Source organism: Kitasatospora sp. NPDC088351 (assembly GCF_040685575.1).
In the GTDB taxonomy this organism is placed as follows: Bacteria; Actinomycetota; Actinomycetes; order Streptomycetales; family Streptomycetaceae; genus Kitasatospora.
In genome coordinates this window covers 185,948-202,644 of sequence record NZ_JBFBIL010000006.1, presented here as the reverse complement: position 1 = coordinate 202,644, position 16,697 = coordinate 185,948, and the positions used below count along the sequence as shown (strand labels likewise).

Genomic DNA, 16,697 nt, shown 5'->3' with positions numbered 1-16,697 from the left:
CGGTGATTCGCAGACGAAACGCCGAAAGGGTGAACCCCTTCACCCCTTTGGTCCTGAGCAGAACGGCGAGGCCTCGCCGGGGCCCCCTTCCGGCGCGCGGCGGAGGCACCTGCCGTCACGTACCGTGCACCCGTGGTGACGGTTCCGCGTCGCCACGCGACCGCCGGGCACGACGGCGTGACCGCACTCCCGTGCGCCGCCTCGGCAGGAAGGGACAGCATGCGAGGCAAGAGGTTCTGGCCGGCCGCCGCGGCGCTGGCGCTGGCCGCGCCCACGGCCGTACCCGCCACCGCGGCGGTGCGTGGCGGGGACCACTACACCTGGGTGGCGCTGGGCGACTCCTACACCGCCGGCCTCTTCACCGGGCGGCGCGACGACCACCCCGACGGATGCGAGCGGACCCCGGGCTCCTACCCGGACGTGGTCAACCGGCGGCTCCACGCGTACCCCCCTGAAGGGCTGTTCGTGGAGCTCCGCGACGTCAGCTGCGGCAACGCGGCGATCCCGCACCTCACCAGGGAACCGCAGACCCCGATCGGCCGGGGCGCCGGTGTGGACGACCCGGCGGAGCCGGCCGGCGGCTGGCCGCAGGTGCCACCGCAGATCGAGCGGGCCGGGATCGACGACCGGACCGACGTCGTCACCGTCGGGGTCGGCGGGAACAGCCTGCCGTTCGGCGAGCTGATCACCCGATGTCTCGCGCTCGGCGCCGCCGACGGCCGGGGGCAGCCCTGCCGGGACTACTACGAGAACCCGCCCGCGGGCGTGAAGAGCGTCGCGGACCGCCTCGACCGGATCGAGGACGACTACGTCACCATGCTCGGCGACGTCCACCGCAAGGCCCCGAACGCCAAGGTGATCACGATCGGCTACCCGTCCCTGCTGCCCGCCGACCCCGGTGAGTGCGGCTACGGGGACCCCACCGGGACGTCCACCCTCGCGCGGGCGGACATCCCCTGGCTGCGGGAGCTGGAGCAGCGCCTCAACAGCACCATCCGGGCCGTCTCCGGCTACTTCGGCGACCGCTTCGTCGACACCGACACCGCGAGCCGGGGCCACGACGCCTGCCGGGCCGCCGAGGTGAAGTGGCTGGAGGGGTTCTGCGGCACCGCGGCCCCCGGGAGCGACTGGCCGGCCGCGTCCTGCGCCGGCCTCGCCCCGGGCCGGCGGCAGACGTTCTTCCACCCCAACGAGCAGGGCCAGTGCGCGATCGCCGAACTCGTCGAGCCCGCCGTCCGCCAGGCGCTCCTCGACGGCTGACCTTCGACGCCGCTCAGTCGCCGCTCAACCGTGGCGCGCCGCAGCGGACTTCTGCCCCAGCAGCACCGCCTGCGGCCACTTCCGCCCCTCGCACACCAGCCGCGCGGTGACGGCGATCCCGGCCTCGCCCAGCAGTTCGGCAAGGCGATCGGGCTGCGACAGGTAGACGTCGTAGGACACCGCCCGGCCGAACGAGCGCTCCGGGCGCAGGTGCTCGTCACCGACGTGGAACCCCACCAGCAGGTGGCCGCCCACCGCCAGGACCCGGCGGAACTCCGCGAACACCACCGGCAGGACCTCCGGCGGCGTGTGGACGATCGACCACCAGGCCACGATCCCGCCGAGTCCGCCGTCGGGGAGGTCCAGGGCCGTCATCGAGCCCACCTCGAACCGCAGGTCCGGATACGTCCGGCGGGCTATCTCCACCATCCTCGGCGAGAGGTCCACCCCGAACACGGCCGCACCGAGCGCGGCCAGGTGCGCGGTGACATGGCCGGGACCGCACCCGAGGTCGGCCACCGGCTGCCCGCCGTAGGCCTCCACCAGCTCGGCGAACCCCGCCAGCATCGGGCGGCCCACCCGGTCCTCCGCGAACAGCGTCGTCACGCGCGCGGCATAGTCATCGGCGATGCCGTCGTAGGACGAGCGGGTGGCAGCCAGTTGCTGTAAGTCCGTCACGCTGGAGGAGCATAGTGTCCGCACGCGGGTCGGGCCCGGCCGGTCCGGCGGCCCCGGAAGCGGGCCGACCGCCGTGGAAACACCGCCGCCCCGGAGGGGAAGGTCGGCCCAGCCGACTTCCTACTCCGGGGCGGTGCGGAAAGCAGCGCGCGAGGCGGTACTCAGGCGACGATGCCGGACTCGGCGATGGTGATCTTCGCCTTGGTCCTGCCGCTCTGCGAGCCCAGCGACTCGATCTTCGTGACCAGGTCCAGGCCCTCGACGACCTCGCCGAAGACGACGTGCTTGCCGTCCAGCCAGTCGGTCACGATGGTGGTGATGAAGAACTGCGAGCCGTTGGTGTTGCGGCCGGCGTTGGCCATGGACAACAGGCCCGGCTTGGTGTGCTTCAGCTTGAAGTTCTCGTCCGCGAACTTCTCGCCGTAGATGCTCTTGCCGCCGGTGCCGTCACCGCGGGTGAAGTCGCCGCCCTGGAGCATGAAGCCCGGGATGACGCGGTGGAACGAGGAACCCGCGTAGCCGAAGCCGTGCTCGCCGGTGGCCAGCTCGCGGAAGTTCTTGGCGGTGGTGGGCACGACGTCGTCGTACAGCTTGAAGACGATGCGGCCCGCGGGCTCGTCGTTGATGGTGATGTCGAAGAAAACGTTGGAAGCCATGCAGGGATCATGGCACGGCCGGTTCCCCGACGCGCGACAGCCCCGGGGAACACCCCCACGGCGTCGTGGCGTGTACGCCACCGGCGAACACCGGGGGCAGACGGGCCGCGCGCACGGCCGGCGCGACCGCGGCAGGACCGGGCGGCCGGGAGTCGGCCGCCAGCCACGCCAGGCAACCGTACGCCAGCGCGGCCAGCGCCACCGCCGCCAGCAGCACCGGGGCGACGGCCCGCCCCCGGAGCGCGGCCGACGCCAGAGCCCACACCGCGAGCGCGACGGCCGGTACGCCGAGCACCATCGCCGGGAGCTCCACGGACAGCAGGCTCAGGTCCCGCTCGCCCTCGAAGCCGCCCCGCAACCCCGGCCGGGCGCCGTACAACCACACCCCGAACCCGGTCGCCGCCCCGGCCGCCGCCACCAGGCAGCCGGCCCCGGCCGACCGCTCCGCACGCTTCCCCATGCCCTGGTGGACGCACACCCCTGCGGGCGGGTTCCGGGCCGGGGCTTCCGGGTCAGGGCTTCCGGGCCAGCAGGTACGCCTGCGGGGTCTTCTCCACCCCCGCGACCGGCTCGCGGACCAGGCGGGCGGTGATCTCCAGGCCGGCCGTCCGGGCCAACGCGGTGATGTGGTCGGGCTGCTGGCGGCGGAAGTCCAGCGCGACCGGGTGGCCGAAGGGCCGCTCGACCCGGAGGGGCTCGTCGCCGACCTGGAAGGCGAGCAGCAGATGGCCGCCGGGGGCGAGCACCCGGTGGAACTCGGCGAACACCTCCGGCAGGCGGTCCTGCGGGGTGTGGATGATCGAGAACCAGGCGACGGCCCCGGCCAGGGCGCCGTCCGCGAGGTCCAGGCCGAGCAGCGACCCCACCTCGAACCGCAGCCCCGGGTGGGTGCGGCGGGCCAGCGCGACCATCCCCGGCGAGAGGTCGATGCCGGAGATCTCCAGGCCGAGCCCGTCCAGGTGCGCCGTCACCCGGCCAGGTCCGCAGCCCAGTTCGGCCACCGGGCCGCCGCCGGACGCCTGCACCAGCTCGGCGAAGGACGCCAGCATCGCGCGGTCCAGCGGCTTGACGGCCAGCTCGTCGCGGTAGCGGTCCGCGTAGTCGGCGGCGATGGCGTCGTAGAACGCCCGGGCGGTGGTCAGGAACTCCGGCTCGGTCACGATCCGGCACCCTACCCCCGCCGGACAAGCCTTAACATCACCTCGCATCGATCATCCATCTCGCCCAGGGGGAACGGGACATGAGCGCAACGATCGGCCGGGTCGGGGTCTACCTGGCCCACCCGCGGCCGGGCAGCTTCAACCACGCACTGTACGAGGCCGTGGTGGACGAGCTGCGCGGGCGCGGGTGCGAGGTACTGGCGCACGACCTGTGCGCGGAGGGGTTCGAGCCCGTGCTGACCGCCGAGGAGACCGGGACGGTCGCCGACGCCGCCGACCCCCGTGACCCCCAACTCGCCCTGCACCGGGCCGAGGTGGCCACGCTCGACGCGCTGGTGCTCGTCCACCCCAACTGGTGGGGCATGCCGCCCGCCGTCCTCACCGGCTGGGTCCAGCGGGTGCTCGCCCCCGGCGTCGCGTACAAGCTGGGCACGGCGGACGGCGAACCGGCCGGTCTGCTCAAGGCCGGGCGGGCGCTGGTGCTGAACACCTCCGACACCCCGGAGGCGCGCGAGCTGGGCGAGTTCGGCGACCCGCTGCACCGCATCTGGGCCGCCTGCGTGCTCCCCTACGTCGGCGTCGACGACATCCGCCGCGTCGTCTTCCGCACGGTGACGGACTCGACCGGGACCGCCCGCGCGGCCTGGCTCCGCCAGGCCCGGCAGGAGGCGGCCGCCCTGATCGGCTGAGGCGGTCCCGGCCCCCGGTCTCAGGGCGCCGGTGTGAAGACCAGCGAGGCGTTGTGCCCGCCGAAACCGAAGGAGTTGGTCAGGGCCGCGGTCAGGGCACCCTTCCGCGGTGCGCCCGCGACCACGTCCAACTTGACGGCCGGGTCGAGGGTTTCGAGGTTGAGCGTGGCCGGGACGACGCCGTCGCGCAGGGCCAGTACGGCGGCCAGCGCGCCGATCGCACCGGCCGCGCCGAAGAGGTGGCCGGTCATCGACTTGGTGGCGGTGACGGCCGGGTGGAGGCCGATCGCCTCGGTCACCGACTCCGCCTCGACCAGGTCGCCCAGCTGGGTGGAGGTGGCATGGGCGTGGACGAGGGCGATGTCCTGTGGGGCGAGACCGGCCTCGGCCACCGCCCGCCGCATCGCGCGGACCTGGCCCTCGGCCGCGGCCGCCGTGATGTGGTACGCGTCCGAGGTGACCGCCGCACCCGCGAGGGCGGCATGGGCCCGGGCCCGGCGGGCGGCGGCGAACCCGGCCCGCTCCAGCACGACGACCGCCGCGCCCTCGCCGATCACGAAGCCGTCCCGGTCCACGTCGAACGGCCGGGACGCCCGCGCGGGCTCGTCGTTGCGCGTGGAGTGCGCCTTGGCCTGGGCGAACCCGGCGAGCGGCAGCGGACAGACACATGCCTCGGCGCCCCCCGCGACCACCACGTCCGCCCGTCCGAGGCGGATCAGGTCCAGGCCCATCGCGATCGCCTCCGCGCCGGACGCGCAGGCGCTCACCGGGGTGTGCGCGCCGGCCCGGGCGCCCAGTTCGATGCTGACCCAGGCCGCCGGACCGTTCGCCATCAGCATCGGCACGGTGTGCGGCGACACCTTCCGCACCCCGGACGCCTCCAGTACGTCGTCCTGCGCGAGCATGGTGGTCGCCCCGCCCGTCCCGGTGCCGATCACCACGGCCAGCCGTTCCGGGTCCACCTCGGGCGCGCCCGCGTCGGCCCACGCCTGCCGGGCGGCGACCAGCGCCACCTGTTCGCAGCGGTCCATCCGCCGGGCCCGCACCCGGTCCAGCACCTCGGACGGCTCCACCTTCAGCCGCCCGGCGATCCGCACCGGCAGCCCGGCCGCCCACTCCTCCTCGATCGCGCGGATGCCCGACTCCCCGGCCAGCATCGCGGCCCAGGTCGAGGCGACGTCCCCGCCGAGCGGCGTCGTCGCCCCGAGCCCGGTGACCACCACGCGATTGGTGTCAGCAGTCATCGAACGAACCTCCTGTGGTTGTGGAGATTGTGGTGGAGATACAACCCCCCGCCCGGATCGGTACGGGGAGCGATCGGCTCACCGGCCACTCTGCCAGGGAGTTGGTGACCACTCGGGGGTGTAAGCCAACCGATTCGACCGGGGCAGCCTTGTAGGTTTCTTCTAATTCCCGAAGTGAGTGCCCCGGCCGGCCGGGTCAGTTGACGTCCTTCCCAGGGTGTCGCCGGTGCGGTGCTCCTGGAAGTACCGCGCCATCCGGTCGTTGCGCATCGCCTCCCAGAGCTGGGCGGCCGCGCGCTCGTCGAGCGCCGTCCTCCCCCGGCGGCCCGAAGATGCCGAGCCCCTCCCGCCGGGGCCCGGCGGCCCCGGCGGGCTCGGCGGATTCGTCCGTGCGCTCGGGCTTCGGATCCATGCGCGCACTGTGCCGTCCGTCACAGCCCACGCGCGGGGGTAGTGCCGGGATCGCGCCGCCGCCCGCCCCGCCCCGCCCCTCCCCGCCCGAAAACCGCGCCGTCGGCGGCCGAAACATCGGTGCTGGCAGGACGGCCCGTAGGGGCGGATAGCATCGGTGCTCGCAGGTCATGTCAGTCCAGGTCGAGATTCCGCAAAGGGGAACCAGTGACCCTCCGCATCTCCGTGATCGGTACCGGCTATCTCGGCGCCACCCACGCCGCCGCCATGGCGGAGTTCGGCTTCGAGGTCCTGGGCCTGGACATCGACCCGGAGAAGATCGCCACGCTGACCGCGGGCCAGGTCCCGATGTACGAGCCGGGCCTGTCCGAGCTGCTGCTCAAGCACGTGGCCGGACACGAGGGTTCGACCGGCCGGCTGCGCTTCACCACCTCCGCCCAGGAGGCCGCCGAGTTCGGCGACGTGCACTTCGTCTGCGTCAACACCCCGCAGCGCAAGGGCGAGTTCGCCGCCGACATGAGCTACGTCGACGCCGCGATCGATGCGCTCGCCCCGCATCTGACCCGCCCGGTGCTGGTGGTCGGCAAGTCCACCGTGCCGGTCGGCTCGGCGGGCCGGCTGGCCGAGCGGCTGGCCGCGCTCGCGCCGGTCGGCGAGGGCGCCGAACTCGCCTGGAACCCGGAGTTCCTGCGCGAGGGCTTCGCCGTCCAGGACACCCTGCGCCCGGACCGCATCGTCGTCGGCGCCCGCAGCGAGCGCGCCGAGCAGTTGCTGCGCGAGGTGTACGCGGACCCGATCGCGGCCGGGGTGCCGTTCATGGTCACCGACTACGCCACCGCGGAGCTGGTCAAGGCCGCCGCCAACTCCTTCCTCGCCACCAAGATCTCGTTCATCAACGCGATGGCCGAGGTCTGCGAGGCGGCCGGCGCCGATGTCACCCAGCTGAGCACCGCCCTCGCCTACGACGAGCGGATCGGCGGCAAGTTCCTCAACTCCGGCCTCGGCTTCGGCGGCGGCTGCCTGCCCAAGGACATCCGCGCGTTCATGGCCCGGGCCGGCGAGCTGGGCGCCGACCAGGCGCTGACCTTCCTGCGCGAGGTCGACTCGATCAACATGCGGCGCCGCTCCCGGATGGTCGAGCTGGCCCGCGAGCAGTGCGGGGGCGGCTTCCTCGGCCGCCGGGTCGCCGTTCTCGGCGCGGCCTTCAAGCCCGACTCGGACGACATCCGGGACTCCCCCGCGCTCAACGTCGCCGCCCAGATACAGCTCCAGGGCGCGCAGGTCACCGTGTACGACCCGAAGGCGATGGACAACGCCCGCAAGATGTTCCCCGGTCTGGCCTACGCCGGGTCTCCGCTGGAGGCCGCCGAGGGCGCGCACGTGGTGCTGCACCTCACCGAGTGGAAGGAGTTCCGCGACCTCGACCCGGCCGAGCTGGGCGCCGTGGTCGAGGAGCGCCGGCTGCTCGACGGACGCAACGTCCTGGACGCCGCCGCCTGGCGCGCGGCCGGCTGGACGTACCGGGCGCTGGGCCGTCCGAGCTAGGGCGACGGGTCCGGGCGGGAATCCCCCGCCCGGACCCGTCGTTGGCAGCGGCATGACGAGCTACGGCGACGAAGCGACGGTCCGCGACATCCTCACCGCCAAGGGCGACACCTGGGCGGTGGTGGGCCTCTCCAGCAACACCGCCCGCGCGGCGTACGGCGTCGCCCAGGTGCTCCAGCGCTACGGCAAGCGCATCGTGCCCGTCCACCCCAAGGCCGAGACGGTCCTCGGCGAGCCCGGCTACCCCTCGCTCGCCGAAATCCCGTTCCCGGTGGACGTGGTGGACGTGTTCGTGAACTCCGCCCTGGCCGGCGAGGTCGCCGACCAGGCGGCCGCCGTCGGGGCCGGGGCCGTCTGGTTCCAGCTCGGCGTGGTCGACGAGGCCGCCTACGAGCGGACGACGGCGGCGGGCCTGGCGATGGTCATGGACAAGTGCCCGGCCATCGAGATCCCGCGGCTGGGCTGAGCCCCCCTCCCACGGAACGCGCCTACCGCACCGGCACCGCCACGTCGCAGACCGGCTCGGCCGGCGGTGCGGTGGCGACATGGCCGAAGTAGACCTCGCGGGCCGGGCCCGCGGCCTCCAGGCCCCGCTCCGCCACGGCCTGGTAGACCGCGTCGTAGGCGCCGAGGATCTGCGGGTACTCGATCTGGGCCCGGGTGAGCCGGGCGTACAGCTCGCGGTGGGCCGGCTCGACCCGGACGGCGGCGGACCGCCCGGCGAGCGCGGCGAGCGAGGGGTCGATCGGGACGCAGACCTCCACCGGGCCGTCACTGTCCTCGCTCACCTCGCCGTGGAGGACCACGAAGGGCGCGGCGTGGACGCCCCCGTGCGCGTCGGCGACGGTCTGCAGCCGGCCCGACGCGGCCGGGATCCACTCGGGCAACTCACCCACCCTGATGTGCCGTTGCTCGCTCAGTACGGTCTGCTCGGGTACCTCGCGCTGTTCGATCCGGTGCATGCCCCGGCTCCCCTCTCCTCCTGACAGACGGATGCGGAGGTACACCGCCAGCTCCCGCTGCACGGCGATCCGGCGCTCGACGGACGCCCAGTAGTCGGCCAGCCGGTCGGCACCGGCCGGGCCGTCCCCGGCCGCCAGCACTCCGGCGACCTCGGCCAGCGGCATGTCGAGCCGTCGCAGCAGCACGATCAGCCGGGCCCGGGCGACCTGGTCGTTCCGGTAGAACCGGTAGCCGGTCCCGGCGTCGACCCGGGCGGGCGGCAGCAGTCCGAGGCGGTCGTAGAGCCGCAGGGCCTTGAGCGAGAGCCGTGACCGGCGGGCGAACTCGCCGATGCCGAGCAGGGGTTCCGGGGTGTCCTCCACGCCGGTCACGCTCCCGTCTGCCCCAGGGGCAGGGTCAAGCCGCTGGGGAAAAGGGCCTAGCCGTCCAGCTGGGCGATGGTGGCGATGGACGGCCGCCGGGTCTCCCGCAGCCCGGCCGCGACGGCCTCGGCGTCGCGGAGCACGCGCACGGCGTTGTGCCAGGTGAGCTTGGCGAGATCGCCCTCCGACCACTTGCGGCGCAGGAGTTCGGCGATCAGGTTGGGGTAGCCGGCCACGTCGTCCAGGCCCTCGGGGAGGAAGGCGGTGCCGTCGAAGTCCCCGCCGATGCCGATGTGGTCGATGCCCGCGACCTCGCGCATGTGGTCGAGGTGGTCGGCGACGGTCGCCGGGGTGGCGACCGGGCGCGGGCTGGTCTCCTCGAAGGCGCGCTGGCAGGCCATCCCGGCCGGGGTGGTGTCCAGGTGGTCGAAGCCGTGGGCGCGCATGTTCTCGTCGGCGGCGACGGTCCACGCTATGGCGGCGGGCAGGATGAACTTGGGGACGAACGTGGCCATCGCCACGCCGCCGTTGGCGGGCAGCTGGGCGAGCACGTCGTCGGGGATGTTGCGCGGGTGGTCGCAGACGGCGCGCGCGGAGGAGTGCGAGAAGATCACCGGCGCCTCGGTGACCCGCAGCGCGTCCCGCATGGTGTCGGCGGAGACGTGCGAGAGGTCGACCAGCATGCCGAGCCGGTTCATCTCCCGGACGACCTCCTCGCCGAACCGGGTCAGGCCGCCGGCCACCGGCTTGTCGGTGGCGGAGTCGGCCCACGGCAGGTTGTCGTTGTGGGTGAGCGTCATGTACCGGACGCCGAGCGCGTGCAGGGCCCGCAGGGTGGCGAGCGAGCAGTCGATGGAGTGGCCGCCCTCGGCGCCCATCAGGGAGGCGATCCGGCCCTCGGCGCGGGCGGCCTCCATGTCGTCGGCGGTGAGGGCGAGCCGGAGCCGGTCGGGGTAGCGCCCGACCAGGGCCCGGACGAAGTCCATCTGCTCCAGGGTGGCACTCACCGCGTGGTCGCCGGCCAGGCCGGCGCTCACGTACACGGACCAGAACTGCGCGCCGACCCCGCCCGCGGCGAGGCGGGCGAGGTCGGTGTGCAGCCGGGCGCTCTGGTCGGCGGCCAGGTCGAGCGCGTCGAGGTCGTAGCCGGCCTGCTCGCGCATCGCCCAGGGGAGGTCGTTGTGGCCGTCCACCACGGGGGTGGTGCGGAGGACGGACCGGGCCCGGTCCAGCAGGACGGCGGAGTCCAACAGCTCAGATGTCATACGAGCTGTTCTATCCGATTTGACTACTTTCCAAAGCCGAAGGACGAGGACCCGGCCACCTTGGCCCGAAGCTTCTTGCCCTTCTCGGTGGCCTGGCTGTTCAGTTCGGCCTGGAAGTCGGTCATCCGCTCGGCCAGCTCCGGGTCGAACGCGGCCAGCATCCGCACCGCCAGCAGCCCCGCGTTGCGCGCACCCGCCACCGAGACGGTGGCCACCGGCACACCGGCCGGCATCTGGACGATCGACAGCAGGCTGTCCATCCCGTCCAGGTAGCGCAGCGGCACCGGGACGCCGATCACCGGCAGCGGGGTCACGGAGGCGAGCATGCCCGGCAGATGGGCCGCGCCGCCGGCGCCCGCGATGATCGCCTTCAGCCCGCGCTTGTGGGCGTTCTCCCCGTACGCGATCATCTCGTGCGGCATCCGGTGCGCGGAGACGACGTCCACCTCGTACGGGATCTCGAACTCGTCCAGGGCCTTGGCCGCGGCCTCCATGACGGGCCAGTCGGAGTCCGAGCCCATGACGATGCCGACAACAGGGTTGGTCATTCGGTGATCGTTCCTCGCAGGTAGGCGGCCGCGTGGCGGGCGCGCTCGCGGACGTCGTCGAGGTCGTCCCCGAAGACGTTGACGTGGCCGACCTTGCGGCCGGGCTTCACGTCCTTCCCGTACATGTGGATCCGCAGACCGGGGTCGCGGGCCATGCAGTGCAGGAAGGCGTGGTACATGTCCGGGTAGTCGCCGCCGAGGACGTTGACCATGACGGTCCACCGGGCGCGCGGGCGCGGGTCGCCGAGCGGCAGGTCGAGCACGGCCCGCAGGTGGTTCTCGAACTGCGAGGTGACCGCGCCGTCCTGGGTCCAGTGGCCGGAGTTGTGCGGCCGCATGGCCAGCTCGTTGACCAGGATGCGGCCGTCCCCGGTCTGGAACAGCTCGACCGCGAGGTGGCCGGTGATGTCCAGCTCGCCCGCGATCCGCAGGGCCAGCTGCTGCGCCTCGTCGGAGAGCGCCGGGTCGAGGTCCGGCGCCGGGGCGGTGACCTCGGCGCAGACGCCGTTCTCCTGGACGCTCTCCACCACCGGGTAGGCGACGGCCTGGCCGCTGGGCGAGCGGACCACGTTGGCGGCCAGCTCGCGGACGAAGTCCACCTTCTCCTCGGCCAGCACCGGGACGCCCGCCAGGAACGGCGCCTGCGCCTGCCGCTCGTCGTCGACGACCCAGACGCCCTTGCCGTCGTAGCCGCCGCGCACGGTCTTCAGGACGACGGGGTAGCCCGTGCCCTCGTTCGCGAACGCGGTCACATCGGCCGGGTCGGCGACCAGGCGGTGGCGCGGGCAGGGCACGCCGATGGAGTCGAGCGTGGCCCGCATCACGCCCTTGTCCTGGGCGTTGACCAGCGCGTGCGGGCCGGGCCGGACGGCCACGCCGTCGGCCTGCAGGGCGCGCAGGTGCTCGGTCGGCACGTGCTCGTGGTCGAAGGTGACCACGTCACAGCCGGCCGCGAAGCGGCGCAGGGTGTCGAGGTCGCGGTAGTCGCCGAGGACGACCTCGGAGACCACCTGCGCGGCGGAGTCCTGGGGCGTGTCGGCGAGGAGTTTGAACCTGACCCCGAGCGGGATGCCCGCCTGGTGTGCCATGCGGGCCAGCTGCCCACCGCCGATCATGCCCACCACTGGAAAATTCGCATTGCCCGGGGAAGTCACCCCGCCAGGATATCCGGGCCGGTGGGAGCCTGTGGAACCGCTGTCCCGGGCGGACCGCCGCCCCGGGAGCCCGGACGATACCCGGGCCCTGGGGGCTGAGCCGATCGGTGGAAGCGGGTAGCCTGGAGCGCTAGGTCCTGGTACGCGTGGTCTGATCATGTGCGTGCACGCAGGGCTCAGGGGCAGCCGCGCAGCCGCGCCGGACCCCCTTCGTCCGCAGGCACATGGAGGCAGCCCGGTATGGCGACGACCGCAGCGTCGAACCCCTCGCTGGCGCAGAGACTGCGCGGCCTGTCGGGCGAAGTGGTGAAGTTCGGCATCGTCGGCCTGAGCGGAGTGGTGGTCAACTTCGCCGTCTTCTGGGTCTGCATCAACGGCCTGCACCTGGCCTCGCTGCGGTCCAACATCGCGGCCACGCTGATCGCCATCGCCACCAACTACCTCGGCTACCGCTACTGGCTGTACCGCGACCGCGACGCCGCCTCCCGCAAGCGGGAGATCACGCTGTTCCTGCTCTACAGCGGCATCGGGATGCTGATCGAGACCGGTGTGCTCGGGTTCTCGGTGTACGTGCTCGGCCTGGACTCGCACTTCGAGCAGCTGGCCGCCAAGGTGGCCGGGCTCGCGGTCGCCACCGTGTTCCGCTTCGTCTCCTACCGGACCTGGGTCTTCAAGGCGCTCCCCGAGCCGGCCGCCGAGGCCCCGGCGGACCAGGTCCTGGGCCAGGGCGCGGGCACGAGCCAGAGCGCGGGCACGGGCAAGGGCAAGGGCCGGGCCACCGAGGTCGTCGCGCAGGCCGAACTGATGCTGGCCGCCGAGCAGATCCGGTACGCCAAGGCCGAGTAGCCGAGCAGGCCCGGCACCCACCTCGTCTCGTTCGGCCGCCGCGTTCAGTCCTCGCGCTGGCTGCGGCCGAGGAAGATCGCGAACACCGGCGGCCGCAGCGAGAGCAGTTCCAGCCGCCCGCCGTCCGCCTCCGCGAGGTCCCGGGCGACGGCCAGCCCGATCCCGGTCGAGTTGCGGCCGCTGACCGCCCGCTCGAAGACCCGGTTGCCCAGCTCCGGCGGCACCCCGGCGCCCTGGTCCTGGACCTCGACCACCACCGACGTCCCGGAGGTCCGCACCCGCAGGGTGATCGTCCCGGCGCCGTGCATCAGCGAGTTCTCGATCAGCGTGGCCAGCACCTGGGCGACCGTCCCCGGGGTGCCCACGGCGGTGACCCCGCGCAGCCCCTCCACCTGGAGCACCCGGCCGGTGCCGCGCAGCGACGGCCCCCACTCCTCCACCTGCTGCTTGACCACCTCGTCCAGGTCGAAGGCGACGGCGGTGGGGCTGCGCGGGTCGCGCTGGGTGGTGAGCAGCCGCTGGACGACGTCGGTGAGCCGCTCGACCTGCTGGAGGGCGATGGTGGCCTCCTCCTTGACGGTCTCCGGATCCTCGGCGAGCGCGGTGATCTCCTCCAGCCGCATGGAGAGCGCGGTGAGCGGGGTGCGCAGCTGGTGGGAGGCGTCGGCGGCGAGCCGGCGCTCGGCGGTGAGCATGCGGGCGATCCGCTCGGCGCTGACGTCCAGCACCTCGGCGACCCGGTCGAGTTCGGGCACCCCGTAGCGGCGGTCGCGCGGCCGGGGGTCGCCGGAGCCGAGGCGTTCGGCGGTCTCGGCGAGGTCGGTGAGCGGGCGGGCGAGCCGCTTGGCCTGCCAGACGGCGAGGGCCACGGCGGCCTGGACGGCGAGCAGGGCGACCACGCCGAGCAGCAGCAGCATGTTGGCGATCTCGTGGTCGACGGCCTCGCGGGACTGCTCGACGATGACGGTCTCGCCGCTGTTGCCCTTCTCGACGGCCTTCAGCAGGTGGGTCCCGGCCGGCCGCACACCGCTGGAGACGGGGGGCTGGCCGGGGATGTCCACCTCGACGTAACTGCCGTCGGTGACCTGGTTGGCGAACTTGTCGCCGGTGACCGGCTCGCCCGCGGCGAGCCGGTTCTCCACCAGGGCGAGCACCCGGACGGCGGCCGCGTCCACCCGGTCCTGGGCCGAGTTGACGATGGTGCGCTTCTCGACCAGGGCGAGCGGAACGCAGAACACCACGACCACCACCAGGACCACGCCCAGCAGCGAGTTGATCATCCGGCGTTTCACGCTGCCGCTCCCGTGGTGTTCCGCTCCGTCGGCCGTCGCCCCGGCCGCTGTGCCCGTACGGGGCTAATTCTTCTCGAACCGGAAGCCCACGCCGCGCACGGTGGCGATGTAGCGGGGGTTCGCCGCGTCGTCGCCGAGCTTCTTGCGCAGCCAGGAGATGTGCATGTCCAGGGTCTTGGTGGAGGTCCACCAGGTGGTGTCCCAGACCTGCCGCATGATCTCCTCGCGGGTGACCACCCGGCCGGCGTCCCGGACCAGCACCCGCAGGAGCTCGAACTCCTTGGCGGAGAGGGTGAGCTCCTCCTCGCCGAGCCAGGCGCGGTGCGACTCGATGTCGATCTTCACCCCGTGCGCGCCGGTGGTGAGCTGGTCGACGTTGCCGCGCCGGAGCAGGGCCCGGACGCGGGCGAGCAGTTCGGCCAGGCGGAAGGGCTTGGTGACGTAGTCGTCGGCGCCGGCGTCCAGGCCGACCACGGTGTCCACCTCGTCGGCGCGGGCGGTGAGCACCAGGACGGGGCAGCTCTTGCCGTCGGCGCGCAGGCGGCGGCAGACCTCCAGGCCGTCCATCTCGGGCAGGCCGAGGTCGAGGACGACGAGGTCGACCTCCTCGGTGAGTCCGGCGGCCAGTGCGGTCGGACCGTCCTCGCGGACGAGCACCTCATAGCCCTCACGTCGCAGGGCCCGGGCGAGCGGTTCGGAGATCGCCGGATCGTCCTCGGCGAGCAGCACACAGGTCATAAGGGTGATGGTAGTCCGCCGGGGTATCCGCGACGGCGCTGTGAAGTAGTTCACAGACAGTGATCATCAAACGGAAGGAGATCATCCGACACGCCCGCCCGCAGAACCGCTTCTTCGTCGAAGAATCCACCCTCCAGGCTTGAATCCAAAGGAATCTGTGCGGTCAAACCATGGATAGCTCAAGGGAATCTGTCGCAAGCTTTACCATCGCCATACCTTATTCATGGCTTTTGTCATCTGATGGCGCCAAATATCGCCACGTACAGTGGTTAGGTCCCCGTCCAGCCTCCCACCCATTGGCGGACGGGCCGCACAAGAGCAAGGAACCACGACCCATGGCGTCATCGACTCTGGAGGCCGGCGTACAGCGGCCGTCCTCCCCCGGCGGCAAGACCTTCCTGGGACACCCCCGCGGCCTCGCCACCCTCTTCATGACCGAGATGTGGGAGCGCTTCAGCTTCTACGGCATGCGTGCCCTGCTGGTGCTCTACCTGGTCGCCGAGCACGGCGACGGCGGGCTCGGCTACGAGGCGGCCGTCGGCGCCGCGATCTACAGCGTCTACAACGCCATGGTCTACCTGCTCGCCCTGCCGGGCGGCTGGATCGCCGACCGCTTCTGGGGCGCCCGCAAGACGGTGGCCGTCGGCGGGTCGATCATCATGGTCGGCCACTTCCTGCTCGCGGTGCCCGCCACCGCCTCGTTCTTCGCCGGCCTCGGCCTGATCGCCGTCGGCTCCGGCCTGCTCAAGGCCAACATCTCCACCATGGTCGGCCACCTCTACGACGGGCCGACCGACCCCCGTCGCGACGGCGGCTTCACGATCTTCTACATGGGCATCAACGCCGGTGCCTTCTTCGCGCCGCTGGTGATCGGCACCGTCGGCCAGAAGGTCGACTGGCACCTCGGCTTCGCCCTGGCCGGCGCCGGCATGGCCCTCGGACTGATCCAGTACCTGCTCGGCAGCCGGCACCTGAGCCCGCGCAGCAGCACGGTGGCCTCGCCGATCTCCGCCGCCGAGAAGTCCTCCGTGCTCCGCAAGGGCATGTTCTGGCTGGCCCTGACCGGCGTCTTCTTCGGCGTCGTCGCGCTGACCGGCAACTTCAGCGTCGGCTGGGTGATCTGGCCGCTGTCCGTCGCCGGCATCGGGATCCCGGCCTTCTACTTCGCCCGGATCAAGCGGGACAAGGACCTGACCCCGGACGAGCAGTCCAAGATGAGCGGCTACATCTGGTTCTTCGTGGCCGCCGCCGTGTTCTGGATGATCTACGACCAGTCCGGCTCGACGCTCAACATCTTCGCCAGGGAGTCGACCTCCTCGACGCTGTTCGGCACCGGCTTCCCGTCGAGCTGGTTCCAGTCGTTCAACCCGCTCTACATCATGGCGCTGGCCCCGGTCTTCGCCTGGCTCTGGGTCTGGCTGGCCCGGCGCGGCAAGAACCCCAGCACCACCATGAAGTTCGCCATCGGCCTGCTGCTGATCGGCACCTCCTTCCTGGTGATGATGCTGGCGATGGCGGCCGCCTCCGGCGGTGCCAAGGTCACCCCGCTCTGGCTGGCCTCGGTCTACCTGATCCAGACCGTCGGCGAGCTGACCCTCTCCCCGGTCGGCCTCTCCGTCACCACCAAGCTGGCGCCGCCCAAGTACGGCAGCCAGATGATGGGCATCTGGTTCCTGGGCGTCACCGCCGGTGACTGCGTGGCCGCGATCATGCAGCTGATGGTCGGCAAGGGGACGGGATCCACCTGGTACTTCGCCAGCCAGGGCCTGCTGGCGGTGCTCGCCGGTGTGGCGCTGGCGATGTACCGCAAGAAGGTCGTCCGGCTGATGGGCGACATCCACTGACGGCCCCGGCCGGCCACTGACAGCCCGCTCGGGCCCCACGAA

Annotated in this window: 17 protein-coding genes; 6 read left to right on the top strand and 11 right to left on the bottom strand. The window is 72.4% G+C overall.

What is annotated here, in order from left to right:
- Window positions 1-219: 219 nt before the first annotated feature.
- A complete protein-coding gene (locus AB0P06_RS07275; RefSeq protein WP_363605735.1) occupies window positions 220-1,260 on the top strand; it encodes an SGNH/GDSL hydrolase family protein in 1,041 nt (346 codons plus the stop codon).
- A 24-nt stretch (window positions 1,261-1,284) separates the two neighbouring features.
- On the opposite strand, the gene AB0P06_RS07270 is transcribed toward AB0P06_RS07275, so the two are convergent.
- From AB0P06_RS07270 to AB0P06_RS07255, 4 genes are all read right to left on the bottom strand, one after another.
- Window positions 1,285-1,938, bottom strand: coding sequence for a class I SAM-dependent methyltransferase (locus AB0P06_RS07270; protein WP_363605733.1), 654 nt, complete (start codon window positions 1,936-1,938; stop codon window positions 1,285-1,287).
- Window positions 1,939-2,099: 161 nt separating this feature from the next.
- Window positions 2,100-2,594, bottom strand: coding sequence for a peptidylprolyl isomerase (locus tag AB0P06_RS07265; protein ID WP_363605731.1), 495 nt, complete (start codon window positions 2,592-2,594; stop codon window positions 2,100-2,102).
- 7 nt (window positions 2,595-2,601) lie between these two features.
- Entirely contained in the window at window positions 2,602-3,054 is a 453-nt protein-coding gene (locus tag AB0P06_RS07260; RefSeq protein WP_363605729.1) for a hypothetical protein, read from the bottom strand.
- 52 nt (window positions 3,055-3,106) lie between these two features.
- Window positions 3,107-3,754, bottom strand: a complete 648-nt coding sequence (locus tag AB0P06_RS07255; RefSeq protein WP_363605727.1) for a class I SAM-dependent methyltransferase — start codon at window positions 3,752-3,754, stop codon at window positions 3,107-3,109.
- 80 nt (window positions 3,755-3,834) lie between these two features.
- Here AB0P06_RS07255 and AB0P06_RS07250 point away from each other — a divergent pair, with 80 nt between their 5' ends.
- Window positions 3,835-4,443 (top strand): NAD(P)H-dependent oxidoreductase, encoded by a 609-nt coding sequence (locus AB0P06_RS07250; protein WP_363605725.1) that lies wholly within the window; start codon window positions 3,835-3,837, stop codon window positions 4,441-4,443.
- Window positions 4,444-4,463: 20 nt separating this feature from the next.
- Here the strand turns inward: AB0P06_RS07250 and AB0P06_RS07245 are convergent, their stop codons facing one another.
- Entirely contained in the window at window positions 4,464-5,687 is a 1,224-nt protein-coding gene (locus tag AB0P06_RS07245) for a beta-ketoacyl-ACP synthase II (protein ID WP_363605723.1), read from the bottom strand.
- Window positions 5,688-6,305: 618 nt separating this feature from the next.
- Between AB0P06_RS07245 and AB0P06_RS07240 the strand changes: the two genes are divergently transcribed.
- Both AB0P06_RS07240 and AB0P06_RS07235 read left to right on the top strand, forming a co-directional pair.
- Window positions 6,306-7,643 (top strand): UDP-glucose/GDP-mannose dehydrogenase family protein, encoded by a 1,338-nt coding sequence (locus AB0P06_RS07240; protein ID WP_363605721.1) that lies wholly within the window; start codon window positions 6,306-6,308, stop codon window positions 7,641-7,643.
- 52 nt (window positions 7,644-7,695) lie between these two features.
- Window positions 7,696-8,109 (top strand): CoA-binding protein, encoded by a 414-nt coding sequence (locus AB0P06_RS07235; RefSeq protein WP_363605719.1) that lies wholly within the window; start codon window positions 7,696-7,698, stop codon window positions 8,107-8,109.
- Between the two features lie 22 nt (window positions 8,110-8,131).
- Here AB0P06_RS07235 and AB0P06_RS07230 read toward each other — a convergent pair whose 3' ends face one another.
- From AB0P06_RS07230 to AB0P06_RS07215, 4 genes are read right to left on the bottom strand one after another with little or no spacing between them, the layout of a single operon-like run.
- Entirely contained in the window at window positions 8,132-8,977 is an 846-nt protein-coding gene (locus AB0P06_RS07230; protein WP_363605717.1) for a MerR family transcriptional regulator, read from the bottom strand.
- A gap of 47 nt (window positions 8,978-9,024) precedes the next feature.
- Window positions 9,025-10,233 (bottom strand): dipeptidase, encoded by a 1,209-nt coding sequence (locus AB0P06_RS07225; RefSeq protein ID WP_363605715.1) that lies wholly within the window; start codon window positions 10,231-10,233, stop codon window positions 9,025-9,027.
- Window positions 10,234-10,256: 23 nt separating this feature from the next.
- The gene (purE, locus tag AB0P06_RS07220) at window positions 10,257-10,781 is read right to left on the bottom strand and encodes a 5-(carboxyamino)imidazole ribonucleotide mutase (protein ID WP_363605713.1); all 525 of its coding nucleotides are present in this window, start codon (window positions 10,779-10,781) and stop codon (window positions 10,257-10,259) included.
- Window positions 10,778-11,935 (bottom strand): 5-(carboxyamino)imidazole ribonucleotide synthase, encoded by a 1,158-nt coding sequence (locus tag AB0P06_RS07215; protein WP_363605711.1) that lies wholly within the window; start codon window positions 11,933-11,935, stop codon window positions 10,778-10,780. Before AB0P06_RS07215 ends, purE begins: the two co-directional genes overlap by 4 nt.
- A gap of 240 nt (window positions 11,936-12,175) precedes the next feature.
- Here AB0P06_RS07215 and AB0P06_RS07210 point away from each other — a divergent pair, with 240 nt between their 5' ends.
- A complete protein-coding gene (locus AB0P06_RS07210; protein WP_363605709.1) occupies window positions 12,176-12,781 on the top strand; it encodes a GtrA family protein in 606 nt (201 codons plus the stop codon).
- 44 nt (window positions 12,782-12,825) lie between these two features.
- Here AB0P06_RS07210 and AB0P06_RS07205 read toward each other — a convergent pair whose 3' ends face one another.
- A complete protein-coding gene (locus AB0P06_RS07205) occupies window positions 12,826-14,073 on the bottom strand; it encodes an ATP-binding protein (protein ID WP_363605707.1) in 1,248 nt (415 codons plus the stop codon).
- A 63-nt stretch (window positions 14,074-14,136) separates the two neighbouring features.
- Complete coding sequence (locus AB0P06_RS07200) at window positions 14,137-14,811, bottom strand: response regulator transcription factor (RefSeq protein WP_030290974.1); 675 nt, start codon at window positions 14,809-14,811, stop codon at window positions 14,137-14,139.
- A gap of 335 nt (window positions 14,812-15,146) precedes the next feature.
- On the opposite strand from AB0P06_RS07200, the gene AB0P06_RS07195 reads away from it, so the two are divergent.
- Complete coding sequence (locus tag AB0P06_RS07195) at window positions 15,147-16,655, top strand: oligopeptide:H+ symporter (RefSeq protein ID WP_363605705.1); 1,509 nt, start codon at window positions 15,147-15,149, stop codon at window positions 16,653-16,655.
- The last annotated feature ends 42 nt before the right edge of the window (window positions 16,656-16,697 follow it).